General features: G+C 29.4%; 16 protein-coding genes. 8 read left to right on the top strand and 8 right to left on the bottom strand.

Going from position 1 to position 17469, the window contains the following annotated elements; all coding sequences use genetic code 11:
* The first annotated feature begins 20 nt into the window (after window positions 1-20).
* The gene (locus tag PZA12_RS14695; protein ID WP_103698890.1) at window positions 21-968 is read left to right on the top strand and encodes a LysR family transcriptional regulator; all 948 of its coding nucleotides are present in this window, start codon (window positions 21-23) and stop codon (window positions 966-968) included.
* Window positions 969-1100: 132 nt separating this feature from the next.
* On the opposite strand, the gene PZA12_RS14690 is transcribed toward PZA12_RS14695, so the two are convergent.
* The 4 genes from PZA12_RS14690 to PZA12_RS14675 form a co-directional block, all read right to left on the bottom strand.
* Window positions 1101-1322, bottom strand: a complete 222-nt coding sequence (locus PZA12_RS14690) for a DUF2922 domain-containing protein (protein ID WP_077841054.1) — start codon at window positions 1320-1322, stop codon at window positions 1101-1103.
* A 98-nt stretch (window positions 1323-1420) separates the two neighbouring features.
* Window positions 1421-1645 carry a DUF1659 domain-containing protein gene (locus tag PZA12_RS14685; RefSeq protein WP_077844904.1) on the bottom strand — a complete coding sequence of 75 codons (225 nt, stop codon included), beginning with the start codon at window positions 1643-1645 and terminating at the stop codon, window positions 1421-1423.
* A gap of 547 nt (window positions 1646-2192) precedes the next feature.
* Window positions 2193-2396: a YvrJ family protein gene (locus tag PZA12_RS14680; RefSeq protein ID WP_041896481.1), complete on the bottom strand. Its 204-nt coding sequence runs from the start codon at window positions 2394-2396 to the stop codon at window positions 2193-2195.
* Window positions 2386-2976 (bottom strand): sigma-70 family RNA polymerase sigma factor, encoded by a 591-nt coding sequence (locus PZA12_RS14675; RefSeq protein ID WP_078115301.1) that lies wholly within the window; start codon window positions 2974-2976, stop codon window positions 2386-2388. The genes PZA12_RS14680 and PZA12_RS14675 overlap by 11 nt, the downstream gene beginning before the upstream one ends.
* A gap of 597 nt (window positions 2977-3573) precedes the next feature.
* Here PZA12_RS14675 and PZA12_RS14670 point away from each other — a divergent pair.
* Entirely contained in the window at window positions 3574-4104 is a 531-nt protein-coding gene (locus tag PZA12_RS14670; protein ID WP_078115302.1) for a YqaJ viral recombinase family protein, read from the top strand.
* A 129-nt stretch (window positions 4105-4233) separates the two neighbouring features.
* On the top strand, window positions 4234-5379 hold the full coding sequence (locus PZA12_RS14665; protein ID WP_078115303.1) for a phage replisome organizer N-terminal domain-containing protein: 1146 nt from the start codon (window positions 4234-4236) through the stop codon (window positions 5377-5379).
* 241 nt (window positions 5380-5620) lie between these two features.
* On the opposite strand, the gene PZA12_RS14660 is transcribed toward PZA12_RS14665, so the two are convergent.
* Entirely contained in the window at window positions 5621-7054 is a 1434-nt protein-coding gene (locus PZA12_RS14660) for a DDE-type integrase/transposase/recombinase (protein ID WP_168983577.1), read from the bottom strand.
* Window positions 7055-7228: 174 nt separating this feature from the next.
* Here PZA12_RS14660 and PZA12_RS14655 point away from each other — a divergent pair, with 174 nt between their 5' ends.
* Window positions 7229-8152, top strand: a complete 924-nt coding sequence (locus PZA12_RS14655; protein WP_242984910.1) for a peptidoglycan recognition protein family protein — start codon at window positions 7229-7231, stop codon at window positions 8150-8152.
* 110 nt (window positions 8153-8262) lie between these two features.
* Window positions 8263-8559: a hypothetical protein gene (locus tag PZA12_RS14650; RefSeq protein ID WP_103699402.1), complete on the top strand. Its 297-nt coding sequence runs from the start codon at window positions 8263-8265 to the stop codon at window positions 8557-8559.
* A 671-nt stretch (window positions 8560-9230) separates the two neighbouring features.
* Here the strand turns inward: PZA12_RS14650 and PZA12_RS14645 are convergent.
* Both PZA12_RS14645 and PZA12_RS14640 read right to left on the bottom strand, forming a co-directional pair.
* Window positions 9231-9755, bottom strand: a complete 525-nt coding sequence (locus PZA12_RS14645; protein WP_078115306.1) for a hypothetical protein — start codon at window positions 9753-9755, stop codon at window positions 9231-9233.
* Window positions 9756-10188: 433 nt separating this feature from the next.
* Window positions 10189-11082: a LysR family transcriptional regulator gene (locus PZA12_RS14640; RefSeq protein ID WP_206491058.1), complete on the bottom strand. Its 894-nt coding sequence runs from the start codon at window positions 11080-11082 to the stop codon at window positions 10189-10191.
* Window positions 11083-11527: 445 nt separating this feature from the next.
* On the opposite strand from PZA12_RS14640, the gene PZA12_RS14635 reads away from it, so the two are divergent.
* Window positions 11528-12088: a nitroreductase family protein gene (locus tag PZA12_RS14635; protein ID WP_173708019.1), complete on the top strand. Its 561-nt coding sequence runs from the start codon at window positions 11528-11530 to the stop codon at window positions 12086-12088.
* A 194-nt stretch (window positions 12089-12282) separates the two neighbouring features.
* Here PZA12_RS14635 and PZA12_RS14630 read toward each other — a convergent pair whose 3' ends face one another.
* The gene (locus tag PZA12_RS14630) at window positions 12283-13425 is read right to left on the bottom strand and encodes an epoxide hydrolase family protein (RefSeq protein WP_103699267.1); all 1143 of its coding nucleotides are present in this window, start codon (window positions 13423-13425) and stop codon (window positions 12283-12285) included.
* A 305-nt stretch (window positions 13426-13730) separates the two neighbouring features.
* Here PZA12_RS14630 and PZA12_RS14625 point away from each other — a divergent pair, with 305 nt between their 5' ends.
* On the top strand, window positions 13731-14585 hold the full coding sequence (locus tag PZA12_RS14625; protein WP_103699268.1) for a helix-turn-helix domain-containing protein: 855 nt from the start codon (window positions 13731-13733) through the stop codon (window positions 14583-14585).
* A 501-nt stretch (window positions 14586-15086) separates the two neighbouring features.
* A complete protein-coding gene (locus tag PZA12_RS14620) occupies window positions 15087-17465 on the top strand; it encodes an EAL domain-containing protein (protein ID WP_103699269.1) in 2379 nt (792 codons plus the stop codon).
* Window positions 17466-17469 lie beyond the last annotated feature (4 nt).

Genomic DNA, 17469 nt, shown 5'->3' with positions numbered 1-17469 from the left:
AGGTAGAGTAGTGTTACGTTATGATGAATTTTCTTAATTTAGAGTATTTTTTAACAGCAGCAGAAGAGCTGAATTTTACAAAAGCGGCAAAAAAATTGTTTATTTCTCAACAGTCATTAAGTTCTCATATTTCAAAATTGGAGAATGATTTGGGGGTTGAATTATTTAATCGTACAGTGCCATTAACATTGACGCCAGCGGGGAAAAGTTTAGTGAAAAATGCCGTAAGAATTTTAGATTTAAAAGAGCAGTCAGTAAAAGAATTGGCAGATATTAAAGATTTCAAACGTGGAGATTTGTTTATTGGAGCTTCACATACAAGAGGACGAGCCTTTTTGCCAGAAATTCTTCCTTATTATAATGAAAAGTTTCCTAATATTAATTTACATTTACTTGAAGGAAACTCAAAGGAACTAGATGCAGCTTTATTAAAAGGTGACGTAGATTTAATAATAGGAATGTTACCTTTTAATGTTGAAAATGTAGAGATAGTTCCACTTTGTAATGAAGAAGTTCTGATGGTTGTTCCAGATAATATATTAGTAAAATATTTTCCTAACAATTATAAGGAAGTAAAACAAAAACTTGAAAAAGATATGGATATTACATTACTAAAAGATTGCCCATTTCTAATGGTTAATGCTAAAAATAGAGTTAGAATTATTGCAGATGAAATGTTTAATGAAAAAGAAATAAAACCCAATATTATATTGGAGACAGAAAGCATTGAAACAGTATTGGCACTTTCAGTTAAAGGAATGGGAATTACTTTTTATCCTAAAACCCTAATGAATAATAAAGATTTAATATTCGATAAGAATACAATTACTGGAGTTAATCTTTATCATCTGAAGTACAACAAAACTCATGGTACATTAGCTATTGGATACCAAAAAAATCGGTATGTATCTCAAGCTCTAAAAGAATTTATTGAGCTTGCAAAAGATAAGTACGGAAATATAGAATAATAGCATAAGTTATTAATTAGCGTTCTAGTTATATAAGGTGTTAAACACTTTTAGTAAACTAGAACGCTTTTATTAATGAAGGGTAAAAGGAATAAGATAAAGGAGAAGCTTACTTTTTGCTTTGGAATTTAACTATTTAGTAATTTCAAATTTAGTAACATTTTTCTCTGTTAGGTGAGCACCATATTTCTTTACTAGTTCACCTTTATCATTTCTAAAAATATTTTTGGAAACAATAGTATCCATGAGTGTGTTTACCTCAGCAGGTGTAAGATCAGGCTTTACACCACTTATATTTAAGTTAGACTTTTCACCATTTTCAGTTAAAAACGACATAAGTAAAATATATTCCATAACTAAAACCTCCAAGAATTTAAATTGATTTTCTATTAATTGAATACCCTAAATGGATAAACATATAGGTTTAAAGATTAAATTAATTTGTGTTTTTTTTAGCCTTGTACAATAGATGAAGTTTCATTTAAGAAATAAGATCTTGTTTTAGCAGAGAGAATTCCTTTAATAGCATCAGCAACAGCGTAGACATTTTCAATATTTACATCATTTTTTACATTTGCAAAAGTCTTCTTAGCGTAAGTTGGGTCGCCTGCCTTGTCCACACCATTTTGAATTTCTATAGTTAGGGATAGAGTTTCAAGATTTTTTGTTACTGCCATAATTTTTACCTCCTAAATTTCACATTGAAAAAACAACAGAGAATATTGATTTATAATTTGTGTCATAACTAAGCAATATGTGCACCTAATAGCTTGTCATGAATAAAGGGGATTGACTTTACTTTACACAAATTATATTTAGTAAAGAAGAGTGGTTATGCTGCATAAAGGAATTTCCTAATGCATGTTTAATTTGTTATCTTTTCATGTGTCAAAATTTTGCTTACATAATAGAAATATGCGTGAATTGGAAAAATATAAACCCTTTTTTGAAAATATTTTATAAATATATATGGCGAAAATGATTCTTCACCATAATTCTAAAAATACTGCAAGAATTTTAGCCGCAATTATGAAATGTGAGATGTACATTGTGAATTGCAACATATACATTAAGCTTAATGATTAGATTTGTGTGATAGTTTAGGGTAAGATACTATACATTTGTTTTATGGGGATAAAAGAGAGAATAAGGCTTAAAGTCTGTGAGTAATAGAAACTACATAGATCCATGAAATATTATATAGTATTTGCAAAAAGAGCAGCACTAAATTATTTTTAACTTATCATCTGATGCGTTTGGAGATGTATCTATAACTACACCCAATTTAGTGGAAATAATAGTATTTAACTTATTGATAGAAGAGGAAAGCTCAGATAGCTGCTTTTCTAGGCGAAACAATAAATAAGCGCAAACTGCTATGGGGAAACCCACATTAGTAATCAAGTTCATTAAATCATTAATTGCCATAATTCATTACCTCCGAATTCATATAATTTCTTAATTTTCCTAAGACTTTTTTCTTGCGTTTTGAAGCTGTCATATAAGAAACATTCCTGTAATAGGCATAGTTAACTAGAGTATTTTCTTTGAAATAAAGGAAGGATATTAGAGTTTTTTCTTCATCAGTTAATTTAGTATTTATAGCAGAAGTAAGATCTTCATATTCAGCAGTTAAACACAGAGTTTCATCTAAAGGGTCTGTATCTAAGGCAATGTAATTTTCAAGATCATCATCCAAGGATAATATAGACATGCCATTGTATTCAGTTGCGTGAACACTTTTTCGTATTAAAGAATTTAGATTCTTTTGTATAGAATTCATAGCATAAGCAGCAAAACGATTGGTACCTAAATTATATTTTGAAATACAAGTAAGAAGAGTAGCAAAGCATTCATTTACCTTATCACTATAATCATAGCCGCTTATAAAAATTTTATTGGCCACGAATCTTATGAATGGAGTAAATTCTAAAATTAAATTTTCTTTAGCTATGGAGCTACCGGATTTTGCTTCAGAAACTAAATTTTCAACATATTCATATTTCACATAAAATTCCCCCTAAAATAAAAATGCTATATATAATAGAAATATGGTTAAAAGGAATTTATATAAACACTTTTTAGAAAAAAATTAAAACTTTTTTTAAAATTTATATGAGAATATTAAAGAATAGAGAAGTGTAACAAGATGTTTTTAGCTTTATCTTAGGTGTGAATGTAGAGAAATAAAGAATAAAAGAAAAGAGATTGAATTAATTACTTTAAAATAAGTATACAAGTAGAAAAAACAAAAAGCAATAAAAAATATGTAAAAAAGTACCAATATAATTATTGACAAGAAAAATTAGAGATGTATAATGAGATTACAAAATGGAAATAAAAGGGATAGATATAAGGGGAAAAAAAGAGAGTTTTGGAATAATAGATATAAGTGAAAAAAGTAATTTGAATAATATAACAAGAAAATTAAAAAGTCGCAAAGAAATGTGAATAATGTTTTAATGAAATTAGAGGAGGCATTACTTTAAATAATTTTATAAGAAAGCAATTTTTATCCAAGTTTAGACATGAATAAAATTTTTAAACAGAGCCCTTCTGTAAACGGTAACAAATGGACTTTGTAAATTATATTATGAGGTGACATATGGTTAATGGGAATTTTGAAGGAATTTATGGGAATGAAATAGGGATTATTTTAGGTGTGAATAAAAATAAAAGCATTAAAGAGCTCCATTTAGAGAAGTTTGAAAAAAAGTGCAAAAATAAAGATGAATCGTATAAAGAAAAAGAGATTAATTACTGGTCAGAGACTATAAAAGAAATTATTTGCAAAGAATTTACAATAAGAAGTGGAAAAAAGGTGAGAAAAGAATTAAAAATAGCTACAGATGAGGAATATAGTTTTATGCATTGTAAAGTTGACAGAAGAATTGTTGGGGAAAACTCCATATTACTTTGCATAATATATAGTGGGAATGCGCCTGAAGATGTTATAGACGATAATGTATTGCTTGAATGTCAACATAATATGAGAGTTACAAAAACAGACAAATGCTATGTTGCATGTCTTATTAATGATAAAAAATTTGAATTTAAAGAAGTACTTAGAGATGAGAAGATAATCTATAAAATAATAGATGAAGAAAAGAAATTTTATTGTACTAGTAATAGGTAAATTAATAACCTGATTTAGACTTGCCGAAACTATAAGTGTTTTATATGCAAAAATATTTGTAATTTCTGGTGAAGATATAAATTTGAATTTTAGTAAATATGTAAATTTAACTAAGGGGTGACGAGCTTTGTGAGAGGTATTGATTGGATTAAAATAGCCATTTGTATGTTTGAAGATGAAAAGATGAGGCTATTTGATGCTATGGAAGAGAGAGATCTCATAGTATATTTGTGGCTTAGACTGCTTTTGCAGGCTGGAAAGGTAAATGATAATGGGTTAATCTATTTGACAGAAAATGTTCCATATACTAAAGAAATGCTTTCAGTATTATTCAATAGACCCAAAGATCTTGTAGAAAAAGTGTTGAATTTATTAGAATCCTTTGGGATGATTGAGATTTATGAGAATAATATTATTAGAATATGCAATTGGGAAAAACATCAGAATATAGAAGGAATGAAAAAAGTAAGAGAAATCAATAAGGAAAGAACAAGAAAATGTAGAGCAAGAAAGAAAAATGTATATCAAGTAAATGATGACGAAACTGATAGAGAAAGCTGTTATAGTATGAAAATTGAAGACAGTACTAAAGATAACGCTGAAAATAAATATAATATTAAAAGTAAAGATGACCATGAAAATAAAAATATTGTTAAGAACAGAAGTGGTAATGAAGATTGTTCGGATTTAGATATCACAGATGAAAAAGTTTCTATTAATCTAAATCTGTCACGATGTTGTAATGCTAATGTAACGGAACAGAAAGAGAAGAGAGAACAAGAGAATAAGAAAAAGAAATTAGAATTAGATAAAGAAGAGAAAGATTTAAAGAGTAGGGTAAAAGATAAAACAATTAATACTGTAAGATGCATGGATTCTTCTAATGTTTCTAAAGAATCAAAAGTCAGTTTAGGAAAGGTCTCTAGGTCCTATGAGGATTTAAAAGATAAAGGCTTTAAATTAATCAGGGAATTGGAAGAATATGAAGTAAATATAAAAGGCTTAACTTTGAATTGGATTCTTGAAAGATTATCTATACATGAGGAAAAATATATTAATATGGCAATAAATATAGCAATCCAAAGAAATAAATATGATATTAACTATATTACAGGAATACTCAAAAACTGGCTTAAAGAAGGCTATCCCAAAACTTACGAGGAAATGGAATTTGAAAGCTCAAAAGAAAAGCCAAAGCTTAGATTCAATAATTTCGAAGCAAGAACATATAATTACGAGGATCTAGAAGAGCGGTTACTTGGCTGGAGAAAATAAGTTTTATATTAAAGTTAGTTGGGTAGTGTAAAAAATATATGAAAAATCAATCCAACTACCATTTAATGTTAAATTATGTTTGCTAGTTGCCCTTGACACACCTAAAGATAAATGGTCTTAGGCAGTTAAGGACGGGTGAATGATAATTTTGAACATGACTAATAGACCCGCCTATTGAGATATTTTACCATTTATCTTTGTGGGCGTGTCAAGGGTGCGTTTCACCAACTGCTTTAGATCATTAGGCAGTTATTGTACAGTTATTTAGAACAAAGTCTTGAGATAGTTCAATAAATTTGCACCATCTAGTAGGCATGTTGGACATTGACTCTAACTCTTCAAGGATTACAGGAGTTTTGCCTTCAAGGGCAGAATGTGGTCTTAGAAAGTTAAAGTATGCCACAAACATAGTTACAAATGCAACCGACCCGTTAGGACTTCCGAAGCCAGTAGTAGCTCTATAATTGCCTTTAAAGGTTCGGTTAAGACGTTCAATAATTTGCTTCAATGGCCTATATTCTTTTGAAACTTCATCTTTATTGGTTAAGCCTATAACTTGAGTAACATCGAATTTTATACTATGGCTTGCAAAGAAGTGCTGTGCAAGAAGATATATAGGGTTACCATCAGTTATAAGATTAAGATCTTCAGGTATTTCTTTTAACTTACTTAGAACATCATCGATGGCTTTTACAGCCGTTTCGGTATCTCTATGTGGTGATACTCTGTAAGATAGAATAATCTTTTTAACAGCATCAAAAAAGAAGAAAATATAGTTCCACTTACCGTTAACTTTTATGTAGGTTTCATCGCCGCAGAAAGAGTCAGAAAGTTTATAATCGTAGTTATCTATAAATGGCTTAACTACAATTGAAACGGCATTAACATAGTTTAAAATTGCTTGATGAGATATTTTAATATCATGAATATCTTTAAGCAATGCAGCTGTCTTTCTGGAAGATAAACCGTAGTTAACGTAGTAAGTTAGAATGAGTCCTAAGGTGTAAGAAGAAATCATAATGTTTGGAAGAGAAACCTTTGATTTTACCGGACTTTCTTTAGAAAGTGGCTTAAAGTCAAAAGTGAAATCTCTAAATATGTATCTAACTTTGAACTTACCAGGATTCTTCTTAAAATCTTGTTTTTCAGATTTTGTCATTGATTTAAGATTATTTTGGTAAAAAGAGCAATTATCATTCTTACACTTATAAACGTAGAAATCCTTACGCGCCTTGATTCTTTCAAGTGTTTTACTGCAGTGAGGACATCTTAACACTATGGATTTCTGATAGTAATTTTTAGGATTGAATGTGGTATCACAGACTTTGCAAAGATATTGTCCTCGGCCTCCGTTATTATCGTAAAGATAGGTATGTGGAGCACCACACTTAGGACAGATAACATCCTTAGGAGCTAACGCTTTGTTTTTGCGAGGTTTCACAGGAGCAAATTCTTTGCCGTGCTTAAACTCATATTCAGCTATTAGAAGCTTATAGTTAAGTTTTTCGGGAACATCAAAGATTGGTTGATCATCTACTTGAAGCTTTCGGTATTCTTTCTTAACAGGTTCGTCCGAAATGCTTTTAAGCAAGTTTTTGCCAACCAGCAAAGTCATGAGATACTTTATAATTTCAATAAGATAAATTACAGTTTCAAGAAGAAACTTATTAATCATGGTAATAGCTTGCCTCCTTTTTTAGTTCAGTGTTTTTGTTTTGCAAGTATAAAATATCTTAACTTTTTGGGGGTGGCAAGTTATTTATATAAAAAATAAGAAAAATTAAAGGGTTGCTGCCTTAGTTAGATAAAAAACTTTGACAGTACCGTTAGTTAATAGGAGATGTATTTTATGAAAAATATTGATGAGCAATTTATAAGTTACAACAGATCTGTAAGAAGTTCTATGCCTATCTATATAGTTATTCATGATACTGGTGATCCAGGTGCAAGTGCTCAAAATGAACATGATTATTTTGCGGGAGGAGATAGAAATGCTTCAGCTGATTTTTTCATTGACAGTGATTCTATAATTCAAATAATTGATACAGATACTTATTATTCCTGGCATTGCGGGGATGGGAGAGGAGAATATGGAATTACAAATAGCAATTCTTTAGGAATAGAAATGTGCTTAGAAGTGGATGGAAAACCTTCAGAAGATACAGTTATGAATACTGTAGATTTAACAAGATATCTAATGAATAAATATGACATTGGAATTAATAATGTTGTAAGACATTATGATGCAAGTCGTAAAATATGTCCAAACAGTTTTTTTGATAATAATTGGTCAAGGTGGTATGACTTTAAGGACAAGCTTTGTAGTTTTACAATAAGGGGTGAGTGGCGCCTTGAAAATAATAAATGGTGGTATAAACACGAAGATGGTTCATGTACACGAAATGGATGGGAGAAAATAAATGGTTCATGGTATCTCTTTGATGGAGAGGGATGGATGCTTTATAACTGGAAGAAGAGCGAGGATAAGTGGTATTACTTAGGCAACTTAGAAGATGGCTCCATGAAATCAGGATGGTTACTTCAAAATAATAATTGGTATTATCTTGGAGATGAAGGCGATGGAGCTATGAAAACAGGCTGGCAGAAGATAGATGGTGAATGGTATTACTTTAATAATGAAGGTATTATGCAGACAGGATGGATTAAGTATAATGATAAAGATTATTGTCTTTATTCAAATGGCGCTATGATAAGAAATTGTGAGCTATACGGCTATAGATTTATGGAAGATGGAATGGCTGTTAAAATATAGGGTATACTTATTAATAGAATAATACTATTTGAGAAAAAAATCCTGTTTTATGTAGTTTAACAATAGTGTATAATAAGTACTGTTATATTAAGCCATAAGGAGCTGTTTAAATGGAAGATCATAAAATTGAAGCGTTATTAATGCAGATTATTGAAAATCAGAATAAAATGCAATCTAATATTACTGAAATTAAGTCTGATATTGTAGGAATGAAATCAGATATTTCAGAAATCAAAGGGAAAGTTGACTCTGTATACGATCAAACCGCTGATTTAACAGAATTTAGAACTGGAACTAAAGAGCATTTTATTACTATTAATAAAGACGTCAAACTTATTAAACAGAAACTCCATAAAACAGAAGAAGATGTTTTTGATATAAAAGGTCAATTAAAAATAGTCAAATGATTTTTGGAGATAAAACTATAAATTGTTAAGTATATGAATGAAAATAATAGGTCTGACAGATGGACTTATTATTTTTTTGGATTATGTTTTAGGAGCTTAAAATCAGCTTACCTTATTAAAGTTAAGGTAAGTTGATTTTTTTAGTGTTAAGGAAAGTTCAAAAAGTTTGAGTAACAAAATCAAATCATTAAATCAGGACATAAGGAACAAAGTGTTATAGAGGATTTTGTGTGGTGTCTCGAAATTCACTCTAATTCTTTTAGAACTTATATAGATAAAATAATTATAAGCTAGATTTATACTATTAAATATATCCCAACCAGAAATAAGGATTATGCTTTTGTGAAATGTTTCATTAGGAATTTGATGGTTTTGATTCTTAGATTAAAAGTTGTTCCAAGTACGCTAGTTCAAAAAGTGAGAATCGAAAAGTGATGCTCCAAATTTTACATTTGGTAAGCAGAACTTTCCCTGTGGGCATTTTATATTTCGTTCTTCGAACTTTCTCTGTGAGCGCTTGCCTTTGAAGCTAGCATCTTGGATGCAACTTGTGATATTAGAATCATCCATCATAATTCCTTAGAAACTGGAACAACAGAATAATCCTTATTTCGGCTAGTTATATTCATAAGTTCAAGTCTTAGTTAGGCTATCTATATAGTACTAAATTCTTACTTAAGATTACTTTTTAGGTGATCATAATAATAGCGTATAGCTTCATCAACGATAGTATTTAAATAAACATTGTCATCCGTGTGAATAGCTTTTATTTTACTTAAAATTCTTACTGTTGAGCGGCGTAAAGTATAAGTTCTAACCATATCGAATATTTCTCCATCAACAGGTGGAGTCCTGCCGTTTGGATTACCACTTGAATTTCTTTCATCTAAAGCAACATTCTTTCTAGAAGACTTAAGATTTGTTTTATCATAAGCTAATTCTGTAACAGCAGGTGATGGCTTAGGATTTATAGTCTGTTTAGGAGTTGTTGCCGCTGAATTTAAAGAAGATTGAGAATCAGGCAAGACTTCAACAAGTTCATCAGAAGAATCAAAAGAAAAACTTCTTAAAACCTTACCTTCAATTTTTGGCTCGCCATATGATAAGCTGCAAATGCTAACATCTTCGCTTTCATCAACAGTAAAATCATCTTTATAATTAAATTTATTCTTAGATTTTTTTCTATTCAAACTCATAATAATCCCCCTAAGATATTAATATAAGAGCACTTTTAAGTTAAGATATTATCCTAAAAAATAGCTCTCATTTAAGAAATATTTAGTTTTAGGAAAAATATAAATGGTTAAAATGAAAAAAATGAAAATTTTTAAAAATATCACTTGGTTCCTTTAAAACTTGTTTAAAGGAAATATGTTTTCGAAGATTTAAATAAACCTTTTTTTAAAGGAATATTCTTAAATTGATATAAATAAAACTTTTTACAAAGTTATAGATATACCGACCTATGGATATCTATCTCCGAAATAATGATTATGCGGTTGTTCCGGTTCGGATATATTTCATATTATAAATATAATTTATAATATGTAGGGTTCTCCGTATCATAAGTAAGTGATATTATTTGTCTTGTTAGAATTTCTATATAATTGTTAATTTTAACACATATATTCAAATTTTCATTTTGGATGCAGTTGCTACAACAAAATCTTTAAATACTTCAGCAGCTGGAGTAACATAACCATTCTTTAGCCATCCCATACGAATAGTTCTATAGCATTGAGGTTCTTTTATTCTGATTACTGCCACCTGATCTGTTATTAAATTAGGTATATTAGGAATAATAGAAATGCCTAATCCTGCACCAACAAAACCAGAAACCACCATACTGTTCTCATTAGGTTTTACTATAGTCTTTGGCATAATACCAGCTTTTCTAAAAATAGAACACATTTTATTTGCTATATTCTCAGAAAAAAGTGCAAAAGTTTCATCTTTTAAATCTTTTAACATTATCTCTGATTGGTTAGCAAGCTTATGATTTTTAGGTACTATTATAACAAGTTCATCATTTTTTATTGGAACTGACTCTATTTTTTCATATTCTTCAATATTTTCAAGTTCATCGTAAAAACCTAAGTCAAATTTACCATTCTCTAATCCCTCTAAAATATTGCTAGTCGAATTCATTCCAAATTCAAATTTTACATTTGGATTTTCCTTCAAAAAGTGGCTCATAATCGTTGGAATAAAATATGTTCCAATAGTATAAAGTGATGAAATAGAAACTGTGCCTGTCATAGGGTTTATTATATTCTGTAATTCCTGGATACCATCATTAATTTCTTTTATTGCAGCTTCTGCATGCTTTAAAAACATACTGCCAAAGCGGGTTAATTTTATATTCCTCCCATTCTTTTCAAACAAATGAACTTCCAACTCTTCTTCCAATTTCGAAATTGCCTTGCTTAAAGCTGACTGAGTTACCAGTAGTAAGTCAGCTGCTGTAGTATAGTTTTGCGTTTCTGCTATAACTTTAAAATACTCCAATTGCTGCCAGTTCATATTATATATAGCCTCCTTAGTTTATAATCTTTAAACTCAACTGGTTTGGTAAGGTAACATTTCTACTTAATACTCAAACCTTTCGTTAGAAAATTACTATACTAAAATAATATATTAATTTCCACCTTTGTGTAGATTGTTTGCTAGATACAAATTTATTAAAAAGCGCCCTAGGTAAAAGTTAAAGTATTAAATAACCATAACTATGTATGACTTTTATTCATATATATAATGAAAAAGTTCCATTAGACGTCTTAGAATTTTATTGATATCATTATATTACTTTCTTAATAAATTTCAAAGCCCAATAAATTAATTATAAAATCTACTCATATATTTATAAAAATTATAAGCTAGTTTATTAAGATAGTATAATTTTTAAATGTATATTCAGTAATAATCACTAAGGTAAAATAAAATATTTCTTTAATGAAGGAGAAAAATTATGAATGAAGTAATCAAAAATATTTTAACAAGAAGAAGTATAAGATCTTATACGGATGAGCAGATTTCCGAGGAGGATTTAAATATAATCTTAGAAACTGCAAAATTTGCTCCAAGTTATAAAGGCACTCAAAGCTGGCATTTCACTGTAGTACAAAATAAAGATAAAATCAATCAGCTAATTTCTGTAATAAAAGAAGCTTTGCAAAATTCTTCAATAGAGCAATTTAAAAAGATGGGGAATATAACTAACTTCAATCCATTCTATAACGCTCCTACTATAATCATCACAGCTTGTGATAAAAACTCACCAGAAAAAGAAGCAGACTCTGCTGTCGCACTTGAAAATATAATGCTAGCTGCTCATTCACTTAATATTGGTTCATGTTGGATATCATCTTTAAGTATCGTTCGAGATGACCCAAAGGTTATAGATATACTTTCAGAGCTTGGTATTCCTGAAAATTATACTATATTAGGTACTGTCGCTTTAGGTTTTAGCAATAATAGTAATGCAAAGGCGGCACCTAGAAAAGAAGGCACTGTAAATGTTGTAAAATAAATTGTGGAGCTGAACGGAAGTTATTATCATTCACAACTGAATAAAAGTATGTGAGTAAATCATATACTTTTATTCGATCTTAGTTTCGCATTTACTTATGATATGATTTATCAATGAGAATAGAACTTATGTAGATATCAACCGAAATTGGATATATATTTATAATTTCGGTAAGCCATGACATAAGTTCAAGCTTACCTATAAGTTCTAAAGAATGTGCGAACTTCTTCAGCAAAATGTTTAGGATCTTCCATGGCTGTAAAATGTCCTCCTTTAGGCATTGTAGTCCAGCGAGTGATATTTAAATTGCGCATAGCCCATTCCTTTGGTGGCAGCAATACATCAGCTGGGAATAAAGCCATGCCTGTTGGTACATCTATGTGTCCAATTGGTGGCAATGAATGTGTATTTTCATAATATGCATTTGCTGATGAGCCTATGGTATTTGTGACCCAATAGATCATTATATTAGTGAGAAGTTCATCTTTACTAAAGTTTTTATTTAAATCACCATTACAATCACTCCAACCGCGAAATTTTTCTATAATCCATGCAGCCAAGCCTACTGGTGAATCAGAAAGTCCATAGGCAATGGTTTGAGGTTTTGTAGATTGAATAGACATATAACCTGCCTCATTTGACATCCATTCTGAAGCAATTTTCTTATAACTCAATTCATCTTCTGAAAGCTTTGTATCATCTGATATCATAAGATCTCTGATAATTCCAATATCAGTTAGATGGATTCCTATTAGAAGTTCTGGATGATTTAATGCCAAGTATCTTGTAACACCTGAACCCATATCTCCACCTGCAGCAGCAAACTTACTATAGCCAAGCTTTTCAGTCATTAGCTTTGCCCAAAGCTCAGAAACACGATAATTGTTCATGCCACTATGTTTTGAAGCACTAGAAAAACCAAAACCAGGTAATGAAGGGACAATTACATCAAAAGAATCATTAGGATCACCACCATAACTTGCAGGGTCAGTAAGAAGTGGGATAATCTTTTGATAACGTATGAAACTATCAGGCCATCCATGAGTAAGTATAATTGGTGTTGGATTAGGTCCTTTTCCTTTTTCATGTATAAAGTGAATATCTATCCCATCCACATTACAACGAAAATGAGAAAAACGGTTTAATTCTTTTTCTTGTGCGCGCCAGTCAAATTCATCCTTCCAATATGAAACAAGTGATTTTAAATAATTTATATTAGTGCCTCGTTCCCAACTTGAGTTTTCTAGCAGCTCAGGCCAGCGTATATGATCTAATCTGTATTTTAAATCATTAAGTACCTCATCAGATACTTGGATATTGAATTTTTTAATAGACATAATAATTCTCCTTCTATATAAGTTATGAACAGTAAGTTATTAATGGACTTATTTTGCATAACTTTCTTTGATTCTTAATAATAGTCTACCATTTAGAAAATATGATACAATGTCATAAATGAAGCTTTTAACTATACTATTTGTAAAAGAACAAGAACAAAATCTCAAAGGCGACTGTGGAATCGTCGACTTTTGATATAGGGATTTTTTTAGCATTTGTCTTAGATTTTGCTATTGATTAATGAAAATATAAATGGTAATTTAAATTTATTATTTATTTTAATGTACCCAATGGAGGAATGTTTATGCCGCAGGCAGACCGTCACAAGAATAGAACTGTATATATAGAATTTATTGCAAATGAAAACTTTGTAAATCTTCCTTATAAGGAGCGTTTAACTATAACTTTTATTACGAGTGGAAGCATGAATTTACAACTAAATGATCGCCCTGTGAAAATTGTCGCTCCAAGTATTCTTTGTTTATCAATGGAGGATAAAATAGAAGTTATTGAAAAACAAAATGTTTCTTCGCAATCATTTTGTTTCCATCCAGATTTTTTTAATACAGCTCATTTCTCAGAAACTACTGGATATCTGTCAACTAATCTAAAAATAAAAACTGGTCTTTTACTTTTTGGAGAAGATAAAATTCATACTAGGGTATATGCTGTAGATGAGAAAATATATTTGAAATTATATGAATGGTTTTTTATTATGGGAACAGAAGTATATGCCCAAAGTGATTCGCTTTGGGTCTGCAGAATAAAAAAATACTTAATCCAAATACTGGGGGTGATTGAAGAGCTAAACCACAATAGCGAAAAATCACCTGCTAATTTAGTTTTAGAATATATACATATAAACTATTCTGACAAAATAACCTTGGAAGATTTAACAAGATGTGCGCATTTAAATCGTGTTTCACTAAATAAAAGTTTTCAGGATTTATGTGGATGCACAGCAATGGGCTACTTACTAGCATACCGATTAAAGGTTTCTGAGACTCTATTGACTCATACCGATATGAGCTTAAACGAAATTGCACGTGCCACTGGCTTTGAATATGATACATATTTTATAAAACAATTTTTGGCTAAAAAGGGTATGACTCCAACAGAATTTAGGAAAAACTCACGAGAGTTTTCAAGTCACCAATAAAAAATGTGAAATATATTTGAGAAGATAAATAATACTATTTAAGAAATGGAATTAGTAATAGAGGACGCTGAAGTTTATAAAAATCTGCATCCTCTATATTTATTGTATTTAACGTATTGTAATCTTATTTTAGGAATATACTATATTCTTAAAAGTTTAATTTATAAAAGCCTATCTTAACTATGAGATGAAGGTGTGAGTATATCATTTAGAACTTATATATGCACTGCTAAAAGTCTAATTAATAGGTATTTATGTATGTAAATGAAAGTTATTGGTAAAAAGATAAAATTTTTGCAATGTATAGATTTACAGAACTTGAATATTTATGAAATTAAGAATAAAATGATATAATGACAGAAAATGTTGAAATATGAGATTATTTATTAGAAACGTATAAAATTTAAGTTATAGTTTCTCAATAATTATATAAAGTAAAAATTTATTAAAATATTTTATGCCGGAGGTGGTTTTATTTATATTAGTTTATTTATTTCATTAATGTTATGTTGCGTTTTTTATTCGTTTATTGGTATATACGGATACAGAATGGACAAAAAATCAAAAGCTAATCAAATATTTTTAAATTTAAGCATGTGTTGTGCTGTTTGGGCATTTGGATATGCAATGATGCTGACTTGTGAAAATATAAATATAGCGTTTTTTTGGAGGGCAGTTTCTGTTTTTGGGTATTGTTTTTTTTCTGGTCACTGGCTGTATTTTGCATTTGTATTAAATAATGAGAAAGAAAATAAATACAATCGGATTATAATAATTTTAGCCCATGTTCCTGCTGCATTATTATTTATGCTAAATATTATGGTTGAACCATCTTCAGCTATGATTAGAAGACCTTATGGATGGATTGATGTGGCTCCTAATTTATTTGGTCAAATTGCATACAGCATATGTTCTATAATTTTTTATGTATCAGGTCTTGTAATGCTATTTAATAGAGGAAGATATTCCAAAAAGAATAGGATAAGAAAGCAAAATATTATTATTTTATGCACATGTTTTATAAGCATTACCATAGGGGTGTTAACAGATATTATTTTACCTATGTTTGGAATTCTTGTCTTTCCTTCAGCAGTTTTGAGTGGAACTATAGCTTTAGGTGGTGTTTGCTATGCAATAAGTAAGCATAGGTTTATGTTGACTACTTCGAAGTATTTATCAGAATACATTTTTAATAGTGTTAAGAACCCAATATTTATTTTAGATGAGAATTTTGCAATCCAAAATTGTAATGAAGCGTCATCAAATATAACTGATTATAAATTTAAAGAATTAGAAGGAAAAATGTTCAGCGATTTAATATCTTATGAAAATATTGATTTCAATACTATAATAAAAAATAGTTATGTGAAAAATGTAGAGGTTAATTTACAACAAAAAAATGAAGGATATATTGAATGTGAATTATCAAGCACAGTTATATATGATGAGTATGACGATAAACTAGGTATTGTAATTTTGATACATGATATTTCAGAAAGAAAGAGAATAGCAGAGCTAGAAAAGAAATACACTTTAAAATTAGAAAGAAAAAATTCGAAACTTATAGATCAAATAAAAGATAAAATACGTGCAGAAGAACAAATACGTCATTATGTATATTATGATGCTCTCACAGAAATTCCTAATAGAAAAATGATGTTAGAAAATATCAATGAGCTATTAAAAAATAAAGATAAAAAATTTGCACTACTTTTTATAGATTTAGATGATTTTAAAAATATAAATGATAATTTTGGACATCAAGTTGGTGATAAAGTTCTTAAAAAAGTAGCATCTACATTGAAAGATTCTATAGGTACACAGGACATAATTAGCAGAATTGGTGGAGATGAATTTATAATTATATTAAAAGATATAGAATCTGACATATATATTAAAGAAGTTGTTCTAAGAATACAAAAGGAATTGAAAAAGCCAGTTACTTATAATGAAGAAGCTTTAATTATTGGAGCAAGCATAGGTATAAGTATATTCCCAGAGCATGGAGAAGATTCAGATACTTTGATTAATAATGCTGATTTAGCCATGTATGAAGTTAAGAAAAGTGGCGGCTACGACTTTGCAATATATTCGTCTAAAATGGAACACAAAGCAATTGATAAATTAGAAATGAAGATGAAATTAAATAAAGCATTAGTAAATAATGAATTTATGGTTTATTATCAGCCTATTATGGATTTAAAGTCAATGAAAGTGTTAAATTCAGAAGCTCTTATAAGATGGAAGCAAGGGGATAGAATTATTCCGCCTATAGAATTTATTCCTATTGCTAAAAGTGTAGGGGAAATAATATCAATAGATAATTGGATGTTAGAAAATGCTTGTGTGCAGTGCAAAAAGTGGAATGAAATTGGCTTGAATGAATTCAGTGTATCAGTAAATACATCTTATTCTCAACTAAAACAACCTGAATTTGTATCACTTGTTCAAAATATATTAGAGGCATATTCTCTTCCGCCTAAATACTTGAACCTAGAAGTTACTGAAGATGAGGCTATGGAGGATTTTGAAACAATTATAAACATATTGGAACAGTTTAAGAGTATGGGGATAAAAATATCATTAGATGATTTTGGGACAGGCTATTCGTCTCTTAATTATGTAAATAAATTGCCTATTGATAAAATAAAAATTGATAAATCCCTTATAATGAATTTGGAAACAAACTATAAAAATCTAACGATTATTAAATCCATAATAAATATGGGACATAGCTTAGATATTAAAATTGTTGCAGAAGGAATTGAAACAAAAGAACAGCTTAGAATCTTAAACGAGCTTAAATGTGATTTCATCCAAGGGTATTTAATAGGAAAACCTATGGAAGCATCAGAGTTTGAACATAAGTTTATTAATTAAATTT

This window comes from Clostridium beijerinckii, from assembly GCF_036699995.1.
Classification (GTDB): Bacteria; Bacillota; Clostridia; order Clostridiales; family Clostridiaceae; genus Clostridium; species Clostridium helianthi.
This window is presented reverse-complemented; position numbering and strand designations above follow the sequence as displayed.

Coding starts and splice junctions, on each gene's coding strand:
- PZA12_RS14695 (WP_103698890.1), top strand. CDS start 21: ATGATGAATTTTCTTAATTTAGAGTATTTTTTAACAGCAGCAGAAGAG.
- PZA12_RS14690 (WP_077841054.1), bottom strand. CDS start 1,322: ATGGAATATATTTTACTTATGTCGTTTTTAACTGAAAATGGTGAAAAG.
- PZA12_RS14685 (WP_077844904.1), bottom strand. CDS start 1,645: ATGGCAGTAACAAAAAATCTTGAAACTCTATCCCTAACTATAGAAATT.
- PZA12_RS14680 (WP_041896481.1), bottom strand. CDS start 2,396: ATGGCAATTAATGATTTAATGAACTTGATTACTAATGTGGGTTTCCCC.
- PZA12_RS14670 (WP_078115302.1), top strand. CDS start 3,574: ATGGTTAATGGGAATTTTGAAGGAATTTATGGGAATGAAATAGGGATT.
- PZA12_RS14660 (WP_168983577.1), bottom strand. CDS start 7,054: ATGATTAATAAGTTTCTTCTTGAAACTGTAATTTATCTTATTGAAATT.
- PZA12_RS14655 (WP_242984910.1), top strand. CDS start 7,229: ATGAAAAATATTGATGAGCAATTTATAAGTTACAACAGATCTGTAAGA.
- PZA12_RS14650 (WP_103699402.1), top strand. CDS start 8,263: ATGGAAGATCATAAAATTGAAGCGTTATTAATGCAGATTATTGAAAAT.
- PZA12_RS14645 (WP_078115306.1), bottom strand. CDS start 9,755: ATGAGTTTGAATAGAAAAAAATCTAAGAATAAATTTAATTATAAAGAT.
- PZA12_RS14640 (WP_206491058.1), bottom strand. CDS start 11,082: ATGAACTGGCAGCAATTGGAGTATTTTAAAGTTATAGCAGAAACGCAA.
- PZA12_RS14635 (WP_173708019.1), top strand. CDS start 11,528: ATGAATGAAGTAATCAAAAATATTTTAACAAGAAGAAGTATAAGATCT.
- PZA12_RS14630 (WP_103699267.1), bottom strand. CDS start 13,425: ATGTCTATTAAAAAATTCAATATCCAAGTATCTGATGAGGTACTTAAT.
- PZA12_RS14625 (WP_103699268.1), top strand. CDS start 13,731: ATGCCGCAGGCAGACCGTCACAAGAATAGAACTGTATATATAGAATTT.
- PZA12_RS14620 (WP_103699269.1), top strand. CDS start 15,087: ATGTTATGTTGCGTTTTTTATTCGTTTATTGGTATATACGGATACAGA.